The organism is Variovorax sp. V118 (genome assembly GCF_041154445.1).
GTDB lineage: Bacteria > Pseudomonadota > Gammaproteobacteria > Burkholderiales > Burkholderiaceae_C > Variovorax > Variovorax boronicumulans.
On sequence record NZ_AP028663.1, the window covers coordinates 2,107,888 to 2,128,292 of the forward strand.

Below are 20,405 nucleotides of genomic sequence, written 5' to 3' on the forward strand. Positions count from 1 at the left end.
GTTCGGAGGTTGCAGGTGCCGCAAGCCTATCGACCGGTATCGGGCGAGCCCATCCTATAGACGGGGGATGGGGGTACCCTGCCGGCGCGCGATGGTGTCCAGCCGTGTCGCGACGCGCGCCACGTGCTGCACCAGTTCGGGAGGCGACTCGATCTCGATGGCGTGGCCCAGGCAGCCCAGCCACACGGCCAGCGCATCGAGCGAACTGGCGCCGGTGACGACGCGCGTGCGCCCTGCGTCGAGGGCCTCGGGCACACCGCCCACCCAGCCCAGGTGCGGTTCCAGCGCCGCGAGCGGGGCATGCACGATCACGCGCGCGTGGTGCAGGTAGGGCGAGACCTTGAGCGCGTGTTCCATGTAGGCCTCGACGTCGCCCAGCGGCAGGCGACGTGCGGTGAAGCGCGCGCCCGTCGGTTCGGCGTCGACGATGCGGTCGAGGCGGAAGGTGCGCCAGTCCTGGCGCGCCGTGTCCCAGGCCAGCAGGTACCAGCGCTGGCCGGTCTGCACCACGCGGTGCGGCTCCACCGTGCGCGCCGTGGCGGTCTGGTGGTGGTCCTGGTAGCCGAAGCGCAGCTCGCGCCGCTCGGTGCAGGCCTCGGCGAACATCGACACCGCCTTCACGCGCACGCCCGACTTGCTGCGCATCACCGGCACCACCGAGGCGCGCACGCTGCCCAGGCGGCGCTGCAGGCGCGGCGGCATCAGCTGGTCGAGCTTGGCGAGGGCGCGCATCGACGCGTTGCCGATGTCGCCTTCGCCCGTGCCCGCGTGGCCGAGCGCCAGCGCCACCGCAATGGCTTCCTCGTCTTCCAGCAGCAGCGGCGGCAGGGCGCTGCCCGCGCCCAGCCGGTAACCGCCGGCCACGCCCGAGGTGGAGTCGACTGTGTAGCCGAGGCTGCGCAGCCGGTCGACGTCGCGGCGCAGCGTGCGCTCGGTGATCTCCAGGCGCTCGGCCAGGGCAGCGCCCGTCCAGGCGCGCTGGGCCTGGAACAGCGCGAGCAGGCGAAGCAGGCGGGCGGAAGCGGACAGCATGGGCCGCATCATGCCTGCGATCGAGGACAGAATCTGTCCGCAATGGGTCGTAGCCTTGGGTTTCCTCCACTCGTTTCCACGGACACCGACCATGAAGAAGACCTATCACGGCAGCTGCCACTGCGGCAAGGTGCGCTTCCAGGCGCTCATCGACCTCGCCGCGGGCACCGGCAAGTGCAACTGCTCGATCTGCATGAAATCGCGCGGCTGGGGCGCCATCGTCAAGCCGGCCGACTTCACGCTGCTGTCGGGCGAAGAAGACCTGTCGAGCTACCAGTTCGGCTCGTTCAGCGCCGAGCACCTGTTCTGCCGCCATTGCGGCGTCAAGTCCTTCGGGCGCGGCAACGTGCCGGAGATCGGTGGCGCCTACGTCAGCGTGAACGTCTCCTGCCTGGACGACGCGACGCTCGAAGAGCTGTCCACCGCGCCGGTGCGCTACATGGATGGTCGCCACAACAACTGGTTCGAGGTGCCGGCGGAGGTGCGCTACCTCTGAGGTGACTGATGACCCCCACGCTTTCGGCAGAGAATGTCCGTTGCTTCACCTGCTGCGAACGACACCAATGAACGACGAACTCGAAGCCCGCATCCGCTCGGGCCAGGCGCTGTCCGAATCGATGGGCAACTTCCACGTGACCGGCTGGGACGCCGAGCACAAGACGCTGAAGGCCGCCTTCACCGTGCGGCGCGAGTACTGCCACACGAACGGCACGATCGCCCAGGGCGGCTTCATCACCGCCTGGCTCGACGCCGCGATGGCCCATGCGGTCATGCACGACACCGAGCAGGCGCAGACGGTCTTCAGCCTGGAGATCAAGGTGAGCTTCTACGAGAAGGTCGGTCCTGGCGAAGGCCGGGTCGAGGGGCGCGTGATCCGGCGCGGGAAGCGCGTGGCGTTCCTCGAAGCAGCGCTCTACAACCCCGATGGGAAGCTGGCGGCCGAGGCTACGTCGACCGGGATACTGGCGAGCCTCTAAAGCTACGCCTGCCCGACCTGGGCCTGTATCTCCCGGATCACCGCTTCTTTTTCCCGGTTGTAGACCTGCGGGTTGGCCGGGTCGATGGCGTGGGCGCGGTCCTTGGCTTCTTCGTACTTCCTGCGCAGGTCCGGGCGTCGGTCGAGCACTTCCATGAAGGCCAGCGAGTCCACGTGCACCGGGTCACCGCGATGGCAGATGTGCAGGTTGAGGTTGAACCTGCGCCCGTCGTGCAGCACGGACGCGCAGACGTAGGGCTTCTCGTCCGTGTCGACCCACACGGGGCGGCGGTGAAACCCGAGGGCCTCGAATTCCGACTGGGCCCTGCGCAGGTTCTCGCACTGCGTGACTGCCGCGATGTCGACCATCGGCTTGCCGCGCAAGCCGACGATGGCCGTGCTCCCGATGTGCACGAGTTCCACGCCCTCGAGCTGCGCCTGCACATGGCGCTGCACCTGCGCGAACACCTCGGCGTACGCCGGGTCGTAGGGCAGGATGTGGCGCTGGTCCAGGCTCTCGTCGAAGGCGAGGAGCTTCATCGCACGATGCGCGCGAGCCAGGCCAGCAGCACGGCCACGACCTCGTCGCGGTTGGTTTCGTTGAGCGTCTCGTGGCGGGCGCCGCCGAACACATGGCACGACACGTCGCGCAGGCCGGCGTCGCGGTAGCGCTGCACCAGCGGGTAGAACCACTCGGCCTTGTTGCTGACGGGGTCCTGGTCGCCGGTGAACAGGTACAGCGGCAGCTCGGGCCGGATGCGCGTCTGCATCGCGGCGGGCGTGAGTTCGTCGAGGCTGGCGAACATGGAGCCCATGCCTTCGGCCGATACGGTGAAGCCGCACAGCGGGTCGGCGATGTAGGCGTCGACCTGCGCGGGGTCGCGGCTGAGCCAGTCGAAGGGCGTGCGCACGTCGGGCAGCGCGGCGTTCATGTCCTCGAGCCGGAAGCCGCTTTGCAGCGCGCCGCCCAGCAGGTCGAGCGCCGTGGTGCCTGACAGCACCGCGCCCGACAGCAGCTCGCTGTGTCGCACCAGGTAGTACTGCGTGGCGAACGAGCCCATGCTATGGCCGACGAGGACCAGCGGCAGCCCGGGGTGCTCGGCGCGTGCGTGGCGGCTGAGCAGCGCCATGTCGTCCACGAGGCCGGCGAATCCGCGCGGGCCGAACTCGCCGAGTTCGTCGCGCGCGGCGGCGCCGGGGCCGTGGCCGCGGTGCTCGTTCGCGTAGACGACGTAGCCGGCCTGCGTGAGCGCATCGGCCAGCGGCCGGTAGCGCAGCGAATGCTCGCCCATGCCATGCGCCAGTTGCACGATGGCGCGCGGCGCGGTGCCCTGCCAGCGGTGGGCCTCCACCGGATGGCCGTCGTTGGCGGTCAGTTCGAAGTGGGTCTCGGTGCTCGGCATGCGGGGTCCTCCAGGGAAGTGGATCTGCATCCTAATCGTTGACGGCCCGCAGCATGGCCTTGCGCAGCCACGCCTGCGCCGGGTCCTTGTCGGTCACCGCGCGCCAGGCCATCCGCAACGGGTAGCTCGGGCTGTCGAAGGGCAGGGGCTCGCAGCGCAGGCCGCTTTGCGCCGACAGCGCCAGCGCCACGTGCTCGGGCACCGTGGCCAGCAGGTCGGTGCCCGCCAGCACGGCGGGCAGGCTGCCGAACTGAGGCACCGAGAAGAGCACGTCGCGCTGGCGTCCGAGTTCGCCCAGCGTTTCGTCGACGGTGCCGCACAGGTCGCCGGCATAGGTCACGAGCAGGTGGCGTCGGCGGCAGTAGTCGTCGAGCGACAGCCTGCCGGGCGCGGTGTCGGCGCGCAGCACGGCAAAGCGCGCGGTGCGGACCTTGCGCACCTTCGCATCGGCGGGCAGGTCTTTCAGGAAGGACATCACCGCGCTGACACGGCCCTGGTCGAGGTAGCGCATGGCGTTGCGGTAGCAGACGGTGAGCGTCACCAGTTTGGCGCCGGGCACTTCGGTGCTCAGGGCGCGCAGCAGGCGGGGCAGCATCGCGATCTGCAGGTCGTCGGTCAGGCCGATGCGGAACACCGGCGCGGCGCGCGCCGGTTCGAAGTCGGCCTGTGCGCGGAACGTGGCCTCGATCTGCGCGAGCGCGGGGCCCAGGCCCTGCATCAGGGCGAGCGCCCGTGCGGTGGGCTCCATCACGCGGCCCTGGCGCACCAGCAGCGGATCGCCCGTGAGTTCGCGCAGTCGCGCGAGCGCATGGCTCACCGCGGGCTGGCCAAGGTTCAGCCGCTCGGCAGCGCGGCTGACGTGGCGCTCGCGCATGAGCGCGGCCAGCACGGTGAGCAGGTTCAGGTCGATGCGGTTGAGTTCGATGGGTTTCATCGGGGTCGGGGCGTTATCGATGGTGCGCATAGCGACTATCCCGCGAATCGATTTCCTTGATGCCGCTGCGGCCTCTAGATTGACGCCATCGGTCATTCAAGAAAGAAGGAGAGTTGTCATGAGCAGGATGGTTCGCTTCCACGCATTCGGCGGTGCCGAGGTGCTGAAGCTCGAAGAGGTCGCAGTGCCCGCGCCGGGCATCGGCGAAGTGCGCATCGCGGTGCAGGCCATCGGCCTGAACCGGGCCGACGCCTTGTGGCGTGAGAACCTGTACATCGAAGACGCGACGTTGCCGGCGGGGCTGGGCAACGAAGCCGCCGGCGTCGTCGACGCGGTGGGCGAGGGCGTCGAAGGACTGGGCGTGGGCGACAGGGTTGCCGTGCTGCCGGGGGCGAGCCAGGGGCTGTATCCGACCTACGGCGACCGCATCCTCTTTCCGGCCACGCACGTGGTGCGGTATCCCGCCAACCTGTCGGCCGCGCAGGCTGCGGGCGCCTACATGGCCTACCTCACGGGCTACTTCCCGATGTTCGAGATGGCGCGGCTGCAGCGCGGCCAGGTCATGCTCGTCACCGGGGCGTCATCGGGCACCGGCATCGCGGCGCTGCAGATGGCGCGCGCGGCGGGCATCGCCGCCATCGCGGTCACGCGCACGGCCGCCAAGCGCGACGCGCTGCGGGAAGCGGGTGCGACGCATGTGGTCGTGACGGACGAAGAAGACGTGGTCGAGCGCGTGCTGGCGCTCACCGAGGGCCGCGGCGTCGAACTGGTGTACGACGGCGTGGGCGGCGCGCTGGTCGAGCGGCTCGGCGACGTGGTCGCGCATGGCGGCTGGTATGTGCTGTATGGCCTGTCGGGCGGCGCCGAATTCAGGTTTCCGGTGATTGCGCAGTTCCGCAAGAGCTGGCGCTTCCACGTCTACAAGGTGCTGGAGCACACGGGTGCTGCCACCATGGGGTTGCCGCGCGACGAGGCCGCATTGGGCCGTGCGCTGGCGTTCATCGATGCGGGGCTTGCCGATGGCACGCTGCACGTGCGCATCGACCGGAGCTTCGCGCTCGACGACGTGGTGCAGGCCCACCGCTACCTCGAGCGCGCCGGGCACATCGGCAAGGTCGTGCTCGAGGTCTGAGCGGCGCTCAGGCGGCGGAGGTCAGCCGGTACCAGGCCACCCCGTCGTCGGCGATGTCGCACGCGATCTCGCCGCGGTGGCGCAGGTAGTTGAGGCAGGCCAGGCTTTCACCGGTCGCCATGCCCAGCAACGGCACGTCGGATTCGGCGATGCTGCGCGCGAACAGGCTCGTGAACACATCGACCGCGCGCTTCGGCGTCTTCAATGCGTTGCGCAAGCGGTCGAGCGAGCGCTCCTGTCCGTGCTGCAGCCGGTCGATGCGCGCATGCAGGCCGCGGAAGCACTCGTTGTGCGAGGGCAGCACCAGCACGTCGTCGGGCACTTCGCGCTTGAGCTTGGCGAGCGACGCGAGCCAGTCGGCCATCGGGTCGGCATCGGGTTCGACGGGCGAGACCGACACGTTGGACGAGATGCGCGGCAGGATCTGGTCGCCCGAGATCAGCACCTTGAGGTCGGGGCAGTGCAGGCACGCATGCTCGGGCGAGTGGCCGTTGCCGGTGACGACGCGCCAGTCGTGCGCGCCGATGCGCAGCACCTCGCCGTCGCGAAGACGCCGGAAGCTGTCGGGCAGCGGGTGGATGTGCTTGCCGAAGTTGCCGAAGCGCGTGCGGTAGGTCTCGATGGCCGCCTCGCCCCAACCGGCGCGCCGGTAGAAGGCGATGGCGTCGTCGGGCGCTTCGCGGCCGGTGTCGGACACCATCACGCGGCACATGAGGTATTCGGAGCGGGTCATCCACAGCCGCACGCCGAACTTGCGCGTGAGCCAGCCGGCCATGCCGACGTGGTCGGGGTGCATGTGCGTCACGAAGACGCGGGTGAGGCCGCGCGTGTCCGGCGAATTGGCGAACAGCTCGCGCCAGACCGCCACCGTTTCCTCGGTGCGCACGCCGGTGTCGACCACGGCCCAGCCGTCGCCGTCGTCCAGCGCCCACAGGTTGATGTGGTCGAGCGAATAGGGCAGCGGCATGCGGATCCAGTGGACCCCGTCGGCGACCTCGATCGACTTGCCGCGTGGCGGAAGTTCCGCAAAGGGATAAACGAGCTTGCCCTTGGCTGCTTCCGCCGACTCTTCCAAACCATCCATCGTGTTTCACCTCCAGAGGGATGAATTGTGAACCCGGCCGGCATTCGGCCCGGGTCACTTCGAAGACGATGGACGGCCGCGCTTACTTGCGGCGCGGGCGGGCGGCGCCCGGCGCCGAGGTCTGCGACGGGGCGGCGCCGCCGTCCACGCCCAGCCGGCCACCGCCGCCCAGGCCCTGGCCGCGCACCGTCTGCGCCTTGTAGTTGCGCAGCGAACGGACCATCTGGTTGAAGGCGTCCATGAAGGCCGCCGCGATCACCTTGCCCTGCGCGGTGTTGGTGTAGCCGCCGATGCCACCGGCACCGCCGCGGCCACCGAGGCCGCCGAAGCCTGCGAAGTCGGTCTTGGAGGCGCTGCCTTCGGCCGCAGCCACCTGCACGCCCGAGCGGTTGTCGATGAGCGTCAGCAGCGCGCTGGCTTCCTTGGTCTGCAGGCTGGCGCCCACGGCCGCGATGGCGCGGCCACGGCCGCCGCCCACGAGGCCACCGAGTGCGCCGCCGATGCCACCGGCGTCGTTGTTGCTGAACACGATCTCAGGCGACAGGCCGTAGTCGGAGGCCACCATCTGGCCGCGGCCGAAGTTGCTGCCGCCGCGCATCTCGCCCGATTGCATCAGCGCGCGTTCGCGCGTCATGGCGTTCATGCCGGCCGCGCCGCGCTCCACCACCACGAAGCAGTTCGACTGCTGCACCAGCAGGCGCAGCAGGTTGGCCGTGGGCGGCAGGCGGTATTCGCCGGTGAGGATGGTGTACCAGCCGGCATTGACGTTCTCGATCAGCGAGACCGTGCCCAGCGGCGATTCGCAGCGCTCGAGCTGGCTGCTCTCGCCCGAGGTGGCGCCGCCGGCGGCGCTGCCCGTGGCCGTGGTCTTGGCCGCCGGAGCGCCCATCTGCATGTCCATGGTCTGGCAACCGGAAAGCGCGAGCAGGCCCGCGAGTGCGCTGGCGAGAGAGAGTTTGGAAAAAGGCATGTCCCTGTCCGTCAAATGAAAACAATGTGGCGTCCGCCCCACCGGCGGGCGCCGCGCCCGCGCGACGATACGGGCCGCCCGATGCGCGGGCCAGTGTCGAAAGTCACACGGTCAGGAACATTTGTGGCGCTTGTTGGGGCTTGGTTACAGTCCGAACTCCATTCGCAGGAGTTTTCAGATGGCCACAAAGAAGAGGAATATCGTGGGAGAAGCCGCCGTCGAACTGACGACGCAGCAGGTGGCGCAGGCCCTGGCCATTGCCGGGGCGTCGGGCTACAGCGGCAGCGCCGATCCGTCGTTCGTGGGGGCGGTGCTGATGGCGCTGGCGGTCAACACGAGTTCCGTCAGCGCGACCATCGACAGTGCGAAGAGCAGGGGCCCCGGCGTTGCCGGCGTGCTGCAGCACTGACCGGCCGGTGGGGCGCCGGCCTCCGGCCTGAACCGGCGCACTTTCAGGTCGTGTAGTCGCCGCTGGCTTCCGGCTGGAACAGCACGGCGATCACGCGCGCGCTGTGTTCGCCGCCGCCGGGCGTCTTCCAGCGCGCGACCGCACCGGTCTTCTGGCCGAGCAGGCCGATGCCGACGGGCGAGAACACCGAGATGAAGCCCGTGGTCGGGTTCGCGTCGGCGGGATAGCAGATCACGATCTTCTGCCGCTGTCCGGCGGGCAGGTCTTCGATTTCCACCTGGGTGTACATCGTCACGATGTCCGAGGGCATTTCCCGTGACGGAAGGATGTCGGCCGTGTCGAGCAGATCGACCAGGGCCGGGGGAAGCGGCGTGTCCGCGAATTTGCTGAGACGGACGTAATCGAGTTCGGTGAGCGTGCGCTCCCCGTGAACGGTTGAAAGCATGAAGCACTCCAGATGAACGCAACCCGCCTTTCCAACAGACAGGGTCGCTACCGCGCGGTGTGGTGCCCGGCGGTCAAGGTGTGCGCATCAAGAAGAAGGTAGCGGACCGCCGGGCTCAGGAATGTGCGGACGTGCGTCGGAGGACCGACGTGGCCGCCGCGACGACGGCGCCCACACGACGACCGGCCGCTGCCATGGGCAGGGCTGCGCGCGCAGGGTATCGACGGGGCGAGAGGGGAGCCATGGGGCGCGAGTGTAGGGGATTCTGGCCAGATTGGCCAATTATGGCCCTACGGGCGCAGCGAGGAATTGCCGTGGAATCTCTGGATTCAATCAGTAGAACGCCTGAATTGAAATCAAAAACCTGTGATTCGAGACGACGTGAATGAGTGATGGGAAAAGGGTGGGCAAGCGCTCATATTTACCGGATTCTTTGCGAGTTCGATATTTTCATGACCACCGGGATTTCTCTGTAATTCATCAATGAATAATTTTTTGTGCCGCATCGAATGAGTGATTTCAAATTAATTCTATGAGCTTGAATTTATTGAAAATATTATTTCATGAATAGGGAGTGCGCCTGGGGTTGCTGTTGTTGTCATTCGATCTCAATTGTTTTGACTCTCCCATAAGCTTGAAAGCTTCAATTGAAGGGGCTTCAGGTCGAACGAAATGGTGGATGCATTTTGTTTGTTCAATATGTCTCATTTGCGCATCCTCTGTTCTTTTGTTTGATTGCCATAAAAGCCCCGAGACATAAGAATTCAGTACGCAAAAATCTAAGTGGCCGATTGCCTTCAATTGCAAGCAATGTTGGCTATTTGTTTGCAATAAGAGGTTGATTGCAAATTTTGCGACGTGAATTTCAAATATTGTTAATTGGGGTTTGAATGACAGCATCCACATGGGACTTGTTCTTGTCGTCGTCGCGAGGCCGCGCAGGGGCGGTCCACCCGCTGATCCGCGCAGGCCTGGTCCTGCTTGCCGCAGGCGCCGCGACCGTCGCGTTCGCGCAACCCACCGCTTCGCTGGAGGCGCCGCGCGCACCTGCCGCGGCCCAAGCCGTGACCGTCGTCCTCGCCCAGTCGAAGGTGGTCAAGGGGTCCGACGGCAATGAACAGTTCCAGGACGCGGCCACCATCAAGCCGGGCGACGTCATCGAATACAAGGCCACCTACACCAACAACACGGGCAAACCGGTCAAGGGGCTGGTGGCGGATCTGCCGATCCCCGAGGGGCTGGAATACCTGCCGCGCAGCGCCAAGCCAGGCGCCAGCCTCGTGAAAGCCGCCACCAAGACCGCCGTCTTCGAGCCCGAGCCGCTCGTTCGCAAACTGCCCGGCGGCAAGACCGAACCCGTTCCCTACAGCGAGTACCGCATGCTGCGCTGGAGCCTGGGCCAGTTGCCCGCCAACGGCAGCCTCGCCGTGAGCGCGCGCGCCAAGGTCGAAACCGTCGCGCCGCCAACGGCTGTGCCTCCCACGCCCGCCACGCCGCCCCCGCGCGGCAAGTAAAGGCCGCGCCGGCCCTCGCGCGCTGCGCGAGGCGAGGGCGCCCGCCTTTTCCATCGATCTCTTGTTTCCGAGTGCCAGTCGGCAGGTACGCGTTCGCCCATCGAAACGTACCGGCCAGGTTCTTTCGTGTTCCCGTTCATCGACAACAGAAGAGAAAACTACGTGATTCCCACCCAGCCAACCCAACGCGCCAGCGGCTGCAAGCCGTGCGCGCCCTGGGCAGGCGCCGCAGCGTTGACGCTGGGCTTCCTTTTCGGAAGCCCGGCTGCATTTGCCGCGTCGCCGCCCGCCAACACCGTCATCGGCAACCAGGCGTCCGCCAGCTATTCGGACGCCGCCGGGACGACCCAGGTCGCGACCTCCAACCTGGTGCAGACCACCGTTCTCCAGGTGGGCTCGTTCACGCTCGACAGCGTCAACCAGGTCACGACGACCATCGTCAACACCAAGTCCGGCGCGGCCGGCGCCACGGTCTATGCGCCTCACGTGCTGACCAATACCGGCAATGGCGTCGACACCTTCGCCCTCACGGTCAAGGCCGACGCGGGCAAGTTCTCGCGCGTCGAGGTCTTTGCCGATGCCGACGGCAACGGGCTGCCCGACAGCACGACGGCGCTCTGCTCGGCAGCTGGCACGGACGTCTGCACGGTGACCCCGGCGCAGAGCGTGCCCGGCAGCAACGGCGCGTTCCGTTTCGTCGTGGCCTACACGATCCCGGGCTCGGCCAGCGGCACCGGCAACTTCGATGCGGCAACGATCACCGCCACCCCGGGCACTCCGGGGCTGTACATCGCGCCGAACACCTCGGCGGCCGACAAGGACGAGGTCAAGCTGGCCACCGATGCGGTGTTCAACGTCACCAAGGCGATCGGTGTTCCATTGGTCGCCGCACCTGGCGGCGGCGCATGGCCGGCCCCGTCGGCCAGCGGGCCGCGCTCTTCCGCTGCCTGTACCGCCACGAGCTGGACGGCCGGTCTCGCATCGAACGCGAACTGCCAGTACTCGGTCTACACCCTCACGTTCAACAACACGGGCGGCGCGCCGGGCAAGTTCGCGCTGTCCGACGTGCTGCCTACAGGGTTGACCTACGTCACCGGTTCGGCCGTGTGGAGCGGTGCGTCGGGCACGGCGCTGGGTGACGGTGCGGCCGGCGATCCGTCGGGCATCGACTTCCAGGTGACCGGCAACACGCTGAATGCCGTGGTGGCTTCGCTGAGCCCGAACGTGACGCAAACGCTGAGCTTCGTGGTGCTGGTGAACAGCACCGCGGCGGTCGGTACGTCGACCACCACCAACGTGGCCCGCTACAACCCCGCGACCGCGCCGGCCGGCGTGACCGCGGCGTTGATCGGCACGGTCGGTTCGACCTCCAACCCGTCGGCGTACACCGTCCTGGCGCGTTTCGGCATCGTGGTGGGTTCCAACCCGTCCACGGCTGCAACGGCCCTCGACGCGACACCCGGCACACCGAACCCCGCCGGGCAAGATCTGACCACGAGGCAGTTGGCCGTCGCAGGCGGCAGCGTCCGGTTCCCGCAAACCGTGTTCAACACGGGCGGCGCCTCGGATGCCGTGAACCTGTCGATCTCCGCCAGCACCTTCCTGGCCGGCACGAGCTTCCAGTTCTTCGCGGCCGACAGCGGCGCACCGCTGCTGGACACGAACGGCGACGGCGTTCCCGACACAGGCCCGATTCCGGCCGGCGTGAGCCTCAACATCGTGACGCAGGTGCAACTGCCACCGGGCACGGTGGGCGGCGCCTACGTGGCCACCGTGCTCGGTCGCTCCGTGAACGACAACACGAAGATCGATGCGACCGAAGACCGCCTCGAGCGCGTGATCGAGACCCTGGTCGACCTGACCAACACGAAGATTGGTACTGGCACCGGCAGTGTTGCCAATGGTGACCTCGGCGCGGGCCCCAGCCCGTTGCCGACGCAGGTCCACGAAACGGGTGCCGGCACCGGCACGGTCTTCACGCTGTGGGTGAAGAACCACGACGTGGTCGACGCGACCTACAACCTTGCCGCCAGCCAGACGACCGGTTTCCCGGGCGCGCTGCCGGCAGGCTGGACGGTCAAGTTCGTGGCGTTTGGCGGCACTTGTGCATCGCCGGCCATCTCGAACCTCGCAGTCATCGCCGGGGGACAGCAGGCGGTCGAAGCGTGCGTCACGCCGCCTTCCTCGCAAGCCGCAGTCACTGCAGTGAAGATCTACTTCAAGGTGCAATCCACTGCGGTGGCTTCGACCGGCGGCATCGCGTCTGACGTCAAGACCGACGCCGTGACGGTGACCTCGACGGCGCTGCAACTGGGCGCCTCGCTCACGCCGAACAACAACGGCCAGGTCGCGCCAGGCGGCACCGTGGTGTATGCCCACACGCTGACCAACATCGGCGCCCAGAGCTGCGGCGCGTACACGCTGACAGCCACGGTGCCTGCGGCAGATGCGGCGCAAGGCTGGACCACCACGGTCTACCTCGACGTCAACGGCGACGGCCAGATCGATGCCGGCGACACGCCGGTGAACGGTCCGCTGGCAAGCCTGCCGGCAGGTGCGGCGCAGAAGCTGCTGGTGCGCGTGTTCGCGCCGGGCGGCGTGAGCGCGGGTGTCAGCAACACCACGACGGTGACGGCCACCTTCACCGACCCGGCCCCCAACTGCGGTACGCCTTCGGCCACCGACATCACGGCCGTGATCACCGGCCAGATCCGCGTCCTCAAGACGCAGGCGGCCGACGCGACCTGTGACGGCGTGGCGGACACGGTCTTCAAGGCAGATTCGCTGCAGTTGAAGCCCGGCCAATGCATCGTCTACCAGGTCGTTGCCACCAACGAAGGCATCGTGCCGGTGACCAACATCGCCATCAACGACGCACTGCCGGCGTACACCGTCCTGAGCGCGAAGCAGCCTGCGTTGCAGTGCGAAGCCCCGGGCATTGGCGGTACGACGCCGGTCTTCGCATCGACTGCCACCGCGGTGAGCTGCGGCAGCGCGGCCAACACCGTGGCCCCGGGTGGAAAGGTCACGCTGACCTTCGCCGTGCAGATCAACCCCTGATCTGACATCGGCGCCGCCGACGGTTCCGCAAGGGCCGTCGGCTGTTTCCCGCGAGGCCCGGGTTCGCCCCGGTGCCTCGCCTGTTTCCCCTGCCGCTTTCGCGCACATCGCTGCATGCAAGCCGTGCCTTGCCGGCCCTCGAGGCGGCAGAGGAAAGAGTTCTTCGACTGTTTGACGTGTCTCCCGCAGCGGGAGGTGCCAGGGAAGGTTCACCGCGTGCCACTTCTTCTTTCTTCTTCGCGTGCCGGCGTGCCTCGGTGGTGGGGCTGCGGGGCGCTCGCGCGCAGCGCGATGGCGGCCTTCGGCCTCGCACTCGCCACCGCAGTGGCGCTCGCCATGCTCTTCGCACCGATCGCGCAGGCGGTGCCCGCGCCCGGCGGCGTCGTGATCCGCAGCATCGCGACGGGCACCTACGTCCCAGCCGGCCTCGACCGCAGCGAGACGGCCATCTCCAATGCCGTGACCGCCAGCGTGCTGCCCGTGGAGGCGCTGTCGCTCACGCAGGACCAGCGCGTGAACCGCCCGCCCGGAACCGTCGTCACGCTGAGCCATCTGCTCACCAACACCGGCAACGTGGCTTCGCGCTACACCCTGGGGCTCGTCAACGACGGCGCGGGCTGTCCGGCCGACGGGCTCGACCTGTCGGCGTTGCGCGTGGCACGCGACGCCAACCACAACGGCGTCGTCGACGCCTCCGATCTGGTGCTGCTGCCCGGTGCGGCCGGCACGCTCGCGCTGGAGCCGGGCCAGACGGCCGAACTGCTGGTGCAGGGCACCATTCCCGCCGCGGCCAGCGGCAGCGCCTGCGTGGTGCTGAGCGCGATCACCGCCCTGCAGGGCGCGAGCGCGAGCAATCGCGACACGGTGGACGTGGGCAGCGTCGCCGTGCTCGCGCTGGTCAAGTCGGCCAGCCATGCGGGAGCCGTCGTGCCCGGCAGCACGCGCATCGACTTCAGCATCTCGGGCACCAACACCGGCGCGCGCGACGCGCAGCCCGGCGGCGCGGCCGCGCCCACCGGCACGCAGGTGCTGGTCAACGGCAGCCCGCGCAGCCTGCTGCTGCTGCGCGACCTCGTGCCCACCGGCACGCGCTACCTGCCTGGCAGCCTGCAGAGCACGGCGGCCGGCGCGGTGCGCCTGTTCCGCATGCCCGGCGACGCCGACTTCAGTTACCGCACCGCCGAAGACGGCGCGGCGATCGAAGTGGCCATCGGTGTGCCCACCGCGCTCGCGCGCAACGCCTCCATCGCCATGCAGTTCGCGGTGCAGGTCAAGGCCGATCACACCGGCGACATTCGCAACACCGCGCACAGCCAGTACAACGACGGCGTCGCACCCGCCGCGTCGCCGTCGAACACGGTGGTGATCGCGGTGGCGCCGCCGCAAGGCCAGGGCCGCATCGGCGTCGCCAAGGCCGCCTCCACGCCGCGCATGCACCGCGGCGCGGACGGCCAACCCGACGGCACGGCCACCGTCACCTTCGACGTTCATGTGCGCAACTACGGCACGACTGCGCTGCACGGCGTGCAGCTGGCCGACGTGCTCGAAGGGCAGGGCGCGACGCAGTTCGGCACCCGCACGACCGCCGCGGTGCCGGGCGCGCGCCAGTACGCCGTGGTGCCCGGAACCCTGACCATCGTCGGCGGTCCGGGCAATGGCGTGGCGGGCACGGTGGCGGCTGTCAACGCCGCGTTCAACGGCACGGCCTCCGCGCAGGACCTGCTCTCACCCGGCGCGGTGCTGCCCGTGGGCGGCCAGTTCACCGTGCGTTTCGATGTGCGCTTCCACGTGTCGGGTCGCGCGGGCACGCTGCTCAACACCGTGCGCGCACAGGCCGCGCTCGCCGCTGGCGGCCCGCCCACCGTCTTCGACGACTCCGTCAACGGCAGCAACCCCGATGCCGACGGCGATGGCAACCCCGGCAACGACACCTCGCCCACGCCGGTGCAGCTGCAGCAGCCCGTGCTCTCGCTTGTGAAGAGCGTCTCGCAGCCGCGCCGCGTGGGGGAGGGCGTCTACGAACTCGACTACCGCTTCAAGGTCGGCAACACCGGCGCAGCCCCGGCCCCGAACGTGCGGGTGATCGACAACCTCGATTGCACCTTCGACATGGACAAGCCCGAAGGCCTCGTCGCCGCCTGGGAACTCGTCGGCGCGCCGAAGGTGCGCAACGGCGTGCTGCAGATCGCATCCGGCTTCACCGGCCGCGCCGCCTGCGACCGCGAGGCCGCCGCCAGCGCCGATCCCTTCCGGCTGCCGATGCAGGCCGCGCTCGGCCTCACCGACGGCAGCCGCGCCCTCGCACCGGGCCAGAGCGAGGACATCGAATTCACCGTGCGCGTCACCCGCAAGCCGTCGAGCAACGGCGCCCGCGTGCCGTTCACCAACAAGGCCTGGGCGGCCGCCTTCGAGCAGAACACCGCTTCTGCGTCGTCGGCCGCGCTCGTCACCGCGAGCGCCAGCAGCGTGTCCTCGATGCTGGCCGACCCGCAGGGCGTGGTCTACAACGCCGTCACGCGCCAACCGGTGGCCGGCGCCGTCGTCACCTTCACCCGCCAGTCGTGCAGCGACGGCGCTGCCCGGCCGATGGCCCTGGCCGAGGTGTTCGGCGGCGACAGCGGCGTCTACCGCGCCAACGCCGACGGCAGCCTGTCGATGACCACCGGCGCCGACGGCGGCTATCAGTTCTATTTCCTGTCGCCGCCGGTCACCGGCAGCTGCACCTATGCGCTGGGCGTGGCGCCGCCCGCGGGCAGTGCCTACGCGGCGCCTTCGCAGCTCATCCCCGCCACGCCCGGTACCTTCGACCGCTGCGGCGCCATCGTCCCGAACGCTGCGTCGCCGCAGGGTGCGGAGCCCACCACCCATCACTTCTCGCTCAAGGCCGGGTTCGAGTCCTCGGGCGCAGCCTGCGACGTGCTGCGCAACCACATCCCGCTCGACCCGGGCAACGTGCTCGGCCTCGTGCTGCGCAAGGAAGGCAGCAAGCGCCAGGTCGAGTTCGGCGATTTCCTCGACTACGCGCTGGTCGTCACCAACAAGACCGGCTTTCCCGTCACCGGCCTCAGTCTCTCCGACCAGTTGCCGCCGGGCTTCGCCTACGTGGCCGGCAGTGCGCGGCTCAACGGTGCGGCCACGGCCGATCCTGTGGGCGGGGCCGGTCCGCGGCTGGTCTTCAACCAACCGGGTCTCGCGCTCGGCATCGACCAGTCCGCCGCGGTGCGCTACCGCGTGCGCGTCGGTGTCGGCGCACCGACGAACGGCGATGCCGTCAACCGGGCCCGCGCCAGCTCCGGCCCCATGCAGTCGAACCTCGCCCAATGGACCGTGCGCGTGACCGGCGGCGTGTTCTCCGACGACGCCTTCCTCTTCGGCAAGGTCTACATGGACTGCCGGCGCGACGGCCGCCAGCAGGGCGTCGACGAAATCGGCGTGCCCGGCGTGCGCCTGTACATGGAAGACGGCACGCACGTCATCACCGACGTCGAAGGCAAGTGGAGCCTGTACGGCCTCAAGCCCGTCACCCACGTGCTGCGGCTCGATGCCACCACGCTGCCCGCCGGCGCGCGGCTCGAAGCGCTCGACAACCGCAATGCCGGGCGCCCCGACAGCCGCTTCGTCGATCTCAAGAAGGGCGAGTTCCACAAGGCCAACTTCGTCGTCGCCAACTGCGACGCACCGGCGGTGATGAGCGACGTCATCGCGCGGCGCGAAGCCATCGCCGCCGTGCCCGACACCGAGGCCGAAGCCCAGGTGCGCATGCGCCTGGACCCCGAGGGCCGGATCGTCCCCGTGGGCGATCGGCGCGCGCTGCCTGCCAGCGGCGAGGTGCGCGCGGGCGGCAGCACCGGCACCAGCACCACGCAGGCCAGCTCGGCGCCGCTGATCGCCATGCCCACCGCACCGGCGTCGCCCAGCAGCTTCATCGGCGGCGCGTCGGGCAGCCAGGGCAGCACGCTCGGCGCGGCGACCGGCGGCGCCGCGGTGGATGGCGCATCCCCCGTGGGCAGCCTTTTCACCGGCATGCGCGTGTCCCGCGGTATTGCGCAGCCGACCGCCGCGGTGGCGCCGCCGCAAGCCGTCCCCAGCCCCATCGACCTCGAGGCCTTGCTGCCCCGCATCGAAAGCAACGCCCTCGGCTTCATCGACCTGCGCGACGGCGACACCTTGCCCTCGACCTCGCTCAACGTGCGCGTCAAGGGCGAGGCCGGCCTGGCGCTGCGCCTGAGCGTCAACGGCCAGGGCGTCGAGGAGCGCCGCGTCGGCAAGAAGACCGAGCAGGCCAGCCGCCGGATCGGCGCCTGGGAATACATCGGCATCGTGCTGCGGCCCGGCGTCAACCGCCTCGTGCTCGAAGCCGTCGATCCGTTCGGCAACGTGCGCGGCGCCGCGCAGCAGATCAGCGTCACCGCGCCCGACAAGCTCGGCGCCATCCACATCGACGTGCCCGCCTCGGCGCAGGCCGACCTGCGCACGCCCGTCGTCGTGAAGGTGCGCCTGACCGACGCGGCCGGCGTGCCCGTGACCGCGCGCACGCAGCTCACGCTCGAGACCGACCGCGGCCGCTGGCTCGACGAAGACCTGAACCCCGCCGAGCCCGGCACGCAGGTCTTCATGGACGGTGGCGTGGCCGACTTCCGCCTGCTGCCGCCCGGCGAACCCGGTGACGCCCGCCTGCGCGTGACGGCCGCGAGCTTCACGACCGAGGCGCGCCTGGCGCTGCTGCCCGAGCTGCGCCCCATGATCGGCGTCGGCATCGTCGAAGGCGTGCTCGACTTCACCAAGCGCGGCCAGGTGCCGCTGGGCGCGATGCCTGCGGGCGCGGCCTTCGAGGCCGAGCTGTCCGGCCTGGCCGACGAGGGCAACGACAAGCGCCGTGCGGCCGTGCGCGCTGCCTTCTTCTTCAAGGGCGCCGTCAAGGGCGAGTACCTGCTCACCGCCGCCTACGATTCCGACAAGACGCGCAAGGACCGCCTGTTCCGCGACATCCGACCCGACGAGTTCTACCCCGTGTACGGCGACTCGTCCGCGAAGGGCTTCGACGCCCAGAGCACGCAGAAGCTCTACGTGCGCATCGACAAGAACCGCTCCTACCTGCTGTACGGCGACTTCAGCACCGCCAGCAGCACCGAGGTGCGCAGCCTGAGCCAGGTCAGCCGCTCGCTCACCGGCCTCAAGCACGTCTACGACGACGGCGAGGTGCGCACCACCACCTACGCCTCGCGCACCGCGCAGACCCAGCAGGTGGAAGAGTTTCGCGCGGTCGGCACCTCGGGCCCGTACTACCTGGGCGCCAGGGGCGGCGAGTTCGTCGAGAACAGCGAGCAGGTCGAGATCGTCGTGCGCGACCGCAACCAGCCCGACCTCGTGCTGCAGCGCTCGACCGTGACGCGCTTCGTCGACTACACCGTCGAGCCGCTCACGCGCCGCCTGCTGTTCACGCGCGCCATCGCGTCGGTCGATGCGAACCTCAACCCGCAGTCGATCCGCGTCACCTACGAGGTCGACGCGGGCGGCCCCAAGTTCACCGTGGCCGCTGCCGACGTGCAGCTCAAGGTGGCCAAGAACCTGCAGGTCGGCGTGGTCGCGGCCATCGACGAGAACCCCGAGAACCGCCGCAAGCTCGGTGCCGTCACTGCCCTGGCGCGCCTGGGCGACCACACCACCGTCGCCGGCGAATGGGTGCAGACCGACTCCGACCGCAACGGCAAGGGCAGCGGCGCCCGCGTCGAGTTGCGCCACCAGGGCGAAGACCTGGCCGTGGCCGCGCTCGCGAGCAAGACCAGCACCGGCTTCGACAACCCCGGCGCGAGCTTTTCCGCCGGGCGCACCGAAGCCTCGGCGCGCGCCGAGTACCGGCTCGACGCCGCCACCGCGCTGCGCGGCGAACTGCTCTACGGCCAGGACGCCCTGCGCGAAGGCACCCGCCGCGGCATCACCGCCAGCGTGCAGAGAAAGTTCGGCGAGCAACTGGTGGGCGAGTTCGGCCTGCGCCACGGCCACAACGGCACCGGCCTGGGCAGCGGCTCGGGCTTCGACTACGGCCAGGTCTCCACCTACAGCGGCAACCTCGGCAGCGGCGTGGCCGCCAACAACGTCACCGCGCTCGGCGCGGCGGCCAACGCCGGCACCCAGGCCAACGCCAACGACGACAACCTGACCACCGTGCGCGCCCGCCTGTCGGCGCAGGTGCCGGGCGTGCCGCAGGCCCACGTGTTCGTCGAGGGCGAGCAGGACATCCGAAAGTCCGACCGCCACGTGCTCGCCGTGGGCGGCAACTACGCCGTCACCGACAAGACGCGCCTGTACGGCCGCTACGAACTCGTCTCCAGCCTCTACGGGCCGTACGAGCTGAACGCGGGGCAGTCGAACAACGTGGGCATCCTGGGCATCGAGAGCGCCTACATGGAGGGCGGGCGCGTGTACAGCGAGTACCGCCTGGCCGACAGCCTCGACGGGCGCGCGGCACAGGCCGCCACGGGCGTGCGCAACACCTTCAGGGTCGACGACCACTGGCGCCTGACCGGTGGCGTCGAGCACACGCGCCAGATCGGCGGGCTGCGCAACAGCGGCAACAACGGCACCGGCCACGCCAGCGGCCTGGCGGGCGATTCCACCGCCATCACCGGCGGCGTGGAATACACCGACGCGCGCATCAAGGCCAGCGGCATCCTCGAGGGCCGCCACGGCGACGACGCCGACACGCGACTGTTCAGTGCGGGCTTCGGCTTCAAGATCGATGCGTCATGGAGCCTGCTGGCGCGCAGCGTGATGAGCGCCAGCGAAGGGCAGGGCGCCAACGCCGGCAACGCGCACCACCTGGCGCGCCACCAGATCGGCCTGGCCTACCGCCCGGTGGACACCGACAGCTGGAACGCGCTCATGCGCTACGAGCGCCGTTCCGAGCGCGTCACCGGCACCGGCAGTTCGACTGGCGCACTCGACGGCGCGAGCGTCTTCGGTGCGGGCAACGGCAGCGCAGCGCTGCCCGGGCGCACCAGCGCCGACATCGTCTCGGCCCACCTCAACTACAACCCGCGCCCCGGCACCATGATCAACGGGCGCTACGCCGCCAAGTGGTCGCGCGCCGACGACGGCCTGCTGCGCAGCACCTACTGGGCGCACCTGCTGCAGGCGCGCTACACGCAAGACCTCAACGACAGCTGGGACCTCGGCGTGCAGGCCGGCCTGCTGCGTGGCAAGGGCGGCGGCCTGCAGAAGACCTTGGGCATCGAAGTCGGCTACCAGGTCATGAAGGACCTGTGGGTGTCGGCGGGCTACAACTTCGTGGGCCTGAAAGACCGCGACCTGGCGGCCAACGACTACACGAGCAAGGGCGCGTACGTCCGGCTGCGTTTCAAGTTCGACGAGACGGCGCTGGGTGCCGCGTCGGCGGGCGCGGCAGCCCCCGTGAAAGACGAGCGGACCGATCGATGAAGTCGCGGA

At 69.1% G+C, this 20,405-nt stretch carries 14 protein-coding genes; 7 read left to right on the plus strand and 7 right to left on the minus strand.

Going from position 1 to position 20,405, the window contains the following annotated elements:
• Positions 1-54 precede the first annotated feature (54 nt).
• Positions 55-1,032 (minus strand): helix-turn-helix transcriptional regulator, encoded by a 978-nt coding sequence (locus tag ACAM52_RS09595; RefSeq protein ID WP_369646851.1) that lies wholly within the window; start codon positions 1,030-1,032, stop codon positions 55-57.
• A 91-nt stretch (positions 1,033-1,123) separates the two neighbouring features.
• Here ACAM52_RS09595 and ACAM52_RS09600 point away from each other — a divergent pair, with 91 nt between their 5' ends.
• Together ACAM52_RS09600 and ACAM52_RS09605 are read left to right on the plus strand one after the other, a co-directional pair.
• Positions 1,124-1,528: a GFA family protein gene (locus ACAM52_RS09600; RefSeq protein WP_095745513.1), complete on the plus strand. Its 405-nt coding sequence runs from the start codon at positions 1,124-1,126 to the stop codon at positions 1,526-1,528.
• A 67-nt stretch (positions 1,529-1,595) separates the two neighbouring features.
• The gene (locus ACAM52_RS09605) at positions 1,596-2,009 is read left to right on the plus strand and encodes a PaaI family thioesterase (RefSeq protein ID WP_062478117.1); all 414 of its coding nucleotides are present in this window, start codon (positions 1,596-1,598) and stop codon (positions 2,007-2,009) included.
• Positions 2,010-2,011: 2 nt separating this feature from the next.
• Here the strand turns inward: ACAM52_RS09605 and ACAM52_RS09610 are convergent, their stop codons facing one another.
• From ACAM52_RS09610 to ACAM52_RS09620, 3 genes are read right to left on the minus strand one after another with little or no spacing between them, the layout of a single operon-like run.
• On the minus strand, positions 2,012-2,548 hold the full coding sequence (locus ACAM52_RS09610; RefSeq protein WP_369646852.1) for a GrpB family protein: 537 nt from the start codon (positions 2,546-2,548) through the stop codon (positions 2,012-2,014).
• Positions 2,545-3,411 carry an alpha/beta fold hydrolase gene (locus tag ACAM52_RS09615; RefSeq protein WP_369646853.1) on the minus strand — a complete coding sequence of 289 codons (867 nt, stop codon included), beginning with the start codon at positions 3,409-3,411 and terminating at the stop codon, positions 2,545-2,547. The genes ACAM52_RS09610 and ACAM52_RS09615 overlap by 4 nt, the downstream gene beginning before the upstream one ends.
• A gap of 31 nt (positions 3,412-3,442) precedes the next feature.
• Positions 3,443-4,345 carry a LysR family transcriptional regulator gene (locus ACAM52_RS09620; RefSeq protein ID WP_369646854.1) on the minus strand — a complete coding sequence of 301 codons (903 nt, stop codon included), beginning with the start codon at positions 4,343-4,345 and terminating at the stop codon, positions 3,443-3,445.
• A 118-nt stretch (positions 4,346-4,463) separates the two neighbouring features.
• On the opposite strand from ACAM52_RS09620, the gene ACAM52_RS09625 reads away from it, so the two are divergent.
• Complete coding sequence (locus ACAM52_RS09625) at positions 4,464-5,477, plus strand: zinc-dependent alcohol dehydrogenase family protein (protein WP_369646855.1); 1,014 nt, start codon at positions 4,464-4,466, stop codon at positions 5,475-5,477.
• Between the two features lie 7 nt (positions 5,478-5,484).
• Here the strand turns inward: ACAM52_RS09625 and ACAM52_RS09630 are convergent, their stop codons facing one another.
• A complete protein-coding gene (locus ACAM52_RS09630; RefSeq protein WP_369646856.1) occupies positions 5,485-6,561 on the minus strand; it encodes an MBL fold metallo-hydrolase in 1,077 nt (358 codons plus the stop codon).
• An 82-nt stretch (positions 6,562-6,643) separates the two neighbouring features.
• The gene (locus ACAM52_RS09635) at positions 6,644-7,531 is read right to left on the minus strand and encodes a peptidoglycan-binding protein (RefSeq protein WP_369646857.1); all 888 of its coding nucleotides are present in this window, start codon (positions 7,529-7,531) and stop codon (positions 6,644-6,646) included.
• A 178-nt stretch (positions 7,532-7,709) separates the two neighbouring features.
• Between ACAM52_RS09635 and ACAM52_RS09640 the strand changes: the two genes are divergently transcribed.
• Positions 7,710-7,940 (plus strand): hypothetical protein, encoded by a 231-nt coding sequence (locus ACAM52_RS09640; RefSeq protein WP_369646858.1) that lies wholly within the window; start codon positions 7,710-7,712, stop codon positions 7,938-7,940.
• Between the two features lie 43 nt (positions 7,941-7,983).
• On the opposite strand, the gene ACAM52_RS09645 is transcribed toward ACAM52_RS09640, so the two are convergent.
• A complete protein-coding gene (locus tag ACAM52_RS09645) occupies positions 7,984-8,385 on the minus strand; it encodes a GreA/GreB family elongation factor (protein ID WP_062472433.1) in 402 nt (133 codons plus the stop codon).
• An 890-nt stretch (positions 8,386-9,275) separates the two neighbouring features.
• On the opposite strand from ACAM52_RS09645, the gene ACAM52_RS09650 reads away from it, so the two are divergent.
• The 3 genes from ACAM52_RS09650 (at position 9,276) to ACAM52_RS09660 (ending at position 20,396) form a co-directional block, all read left to right on the plus strand.
• Positions 9,276-9,899 carry a hypothetical protein gene (locus tag ACAM52_RS09650; protein ID WP_369646859.1) on the plus strand — a complete coding sequence of 208 codons (624 nt, stop codon included), beginning with the start codon at positions 9,276-9,278 and terminating at the stop codon, positions 9,897-9,899.
• Between the two features lie 162 nt (positions 9,900-10,061).
• The gene (locus ACAM52_RS09655; protein WP_369646860.1) at positions 10,062-12,959 is read left to right on the plus strand and encodes a hypothetical protein; all 2,898 of its coding nucleotides are present in this window, start codon (positions 10,062-10,064) and stop codon (positions 12,957-12,959) included.
• 216 nt (positions 12,960-13,175) lie between these two features.
• Positions 13,176-20,396 (plus strand): hypothetical protein, encoded by a 7,221-nt coding sequence (locus ACAM52_RS09660; protein ID WP_369646861.1) that lies wholly within the window; start codon positions 13,176-13,178, stop codon positions 20,394-20,396.
• Positions 20,397-20,405 lie beyond the last annotated feature (9 nt).

Excerpts from the sequence above, each read along its gene's own strand:
- ACAM52_RS09620 (WP_369646854.1), bottom strand. The coding sequence starts at position 4,345 with ATGAAACCCATCGAACTCAACCGCATCGACCTGAACCTGCTCACCGTG.
- ACAM52_RS09635 (WP_369646857.1), bottom strand. The coding sequence starts at position 7,531 with ATGCCTTTTTCCAAACTCTCTCTCGCCAGCGCACTCGCGGGCCTGCTC.
- ACAM52_RS09630 (WP_369646856.1), bottom strand. The coding sequence starts at position 6,561 with ATGGATGGTTTGGAAGAGTCGGCGGAAGCAGCCAAGGGCAAGCTCGTT.
- ACAM52_RS09595 (WP_369646851.1), bottom strand. The coding sequence starts at position 1,032 with ATGCTGTCCGCTTCCGCCCGCCTGCTTCGCCTGCTCGCGCTGTTCCAG.
- ACAM52_RS09625 (WP_369646855.1), top strand. The coding sequence starts at position 4,464 with ATGAGCAGGATGGTTCGCTTCCACGCATTCGGCGGTGCCGAGGTGCTG.
- ACAM52_RS09600 (WP_095745513.1), top strand. The coding sequence starts at position 1,124 with ATGAAGAAGACCTATCACGGCAGCTGCCACTGCGGCAAGGTGCGCTTC.
- ACAM52_RS09615 (WP_369646853.1), bottom strand. The coding sequence starts at position 3,411 with ATGCCGAGCACCGAGACCCACTTCGAACTGACCGCCAACGACGGCCAT.
- ACAM52_RS09610 (WP_369646852.1), bottom strand. The coding sequence starts at position 2,548 with ATGAAGCTCCTCGCCTTCGACGAGAGCCTGGACCAGCGCCACATCCTG.
- ACAM52_RS09645 (WP_062472433.1), bottom strand. The coding sequence starts at position 8,385 with ATGCTTTCAACCGTTCACGGGGAGCGCACGCTCACCGAACTCGATTAC.
- ACAM52_RS09650 (WP_369646859.1), top strand. The coding sequence starts at position 9,276 with ATGACAGCATCCACATGGGACTTGTTCTTGTCGTCGTCGCGAGGCCGC.
- ACAM52_RS09640 (WP_369646858.1), top strand. The coding sequence starts at position 7,710 with ATGGCCACAAAGAAGAGGAATATCGTGGGAGAAGCCGCCGTCGAACTG.
- ACAM52_RS09605 (WP_062478117.1), top strand. The coding sequence starts at position 1,596 with ATGAACGACGAACTCGAAGCCCGCATCCGCTCGGGCCAGGCGCTGTCC.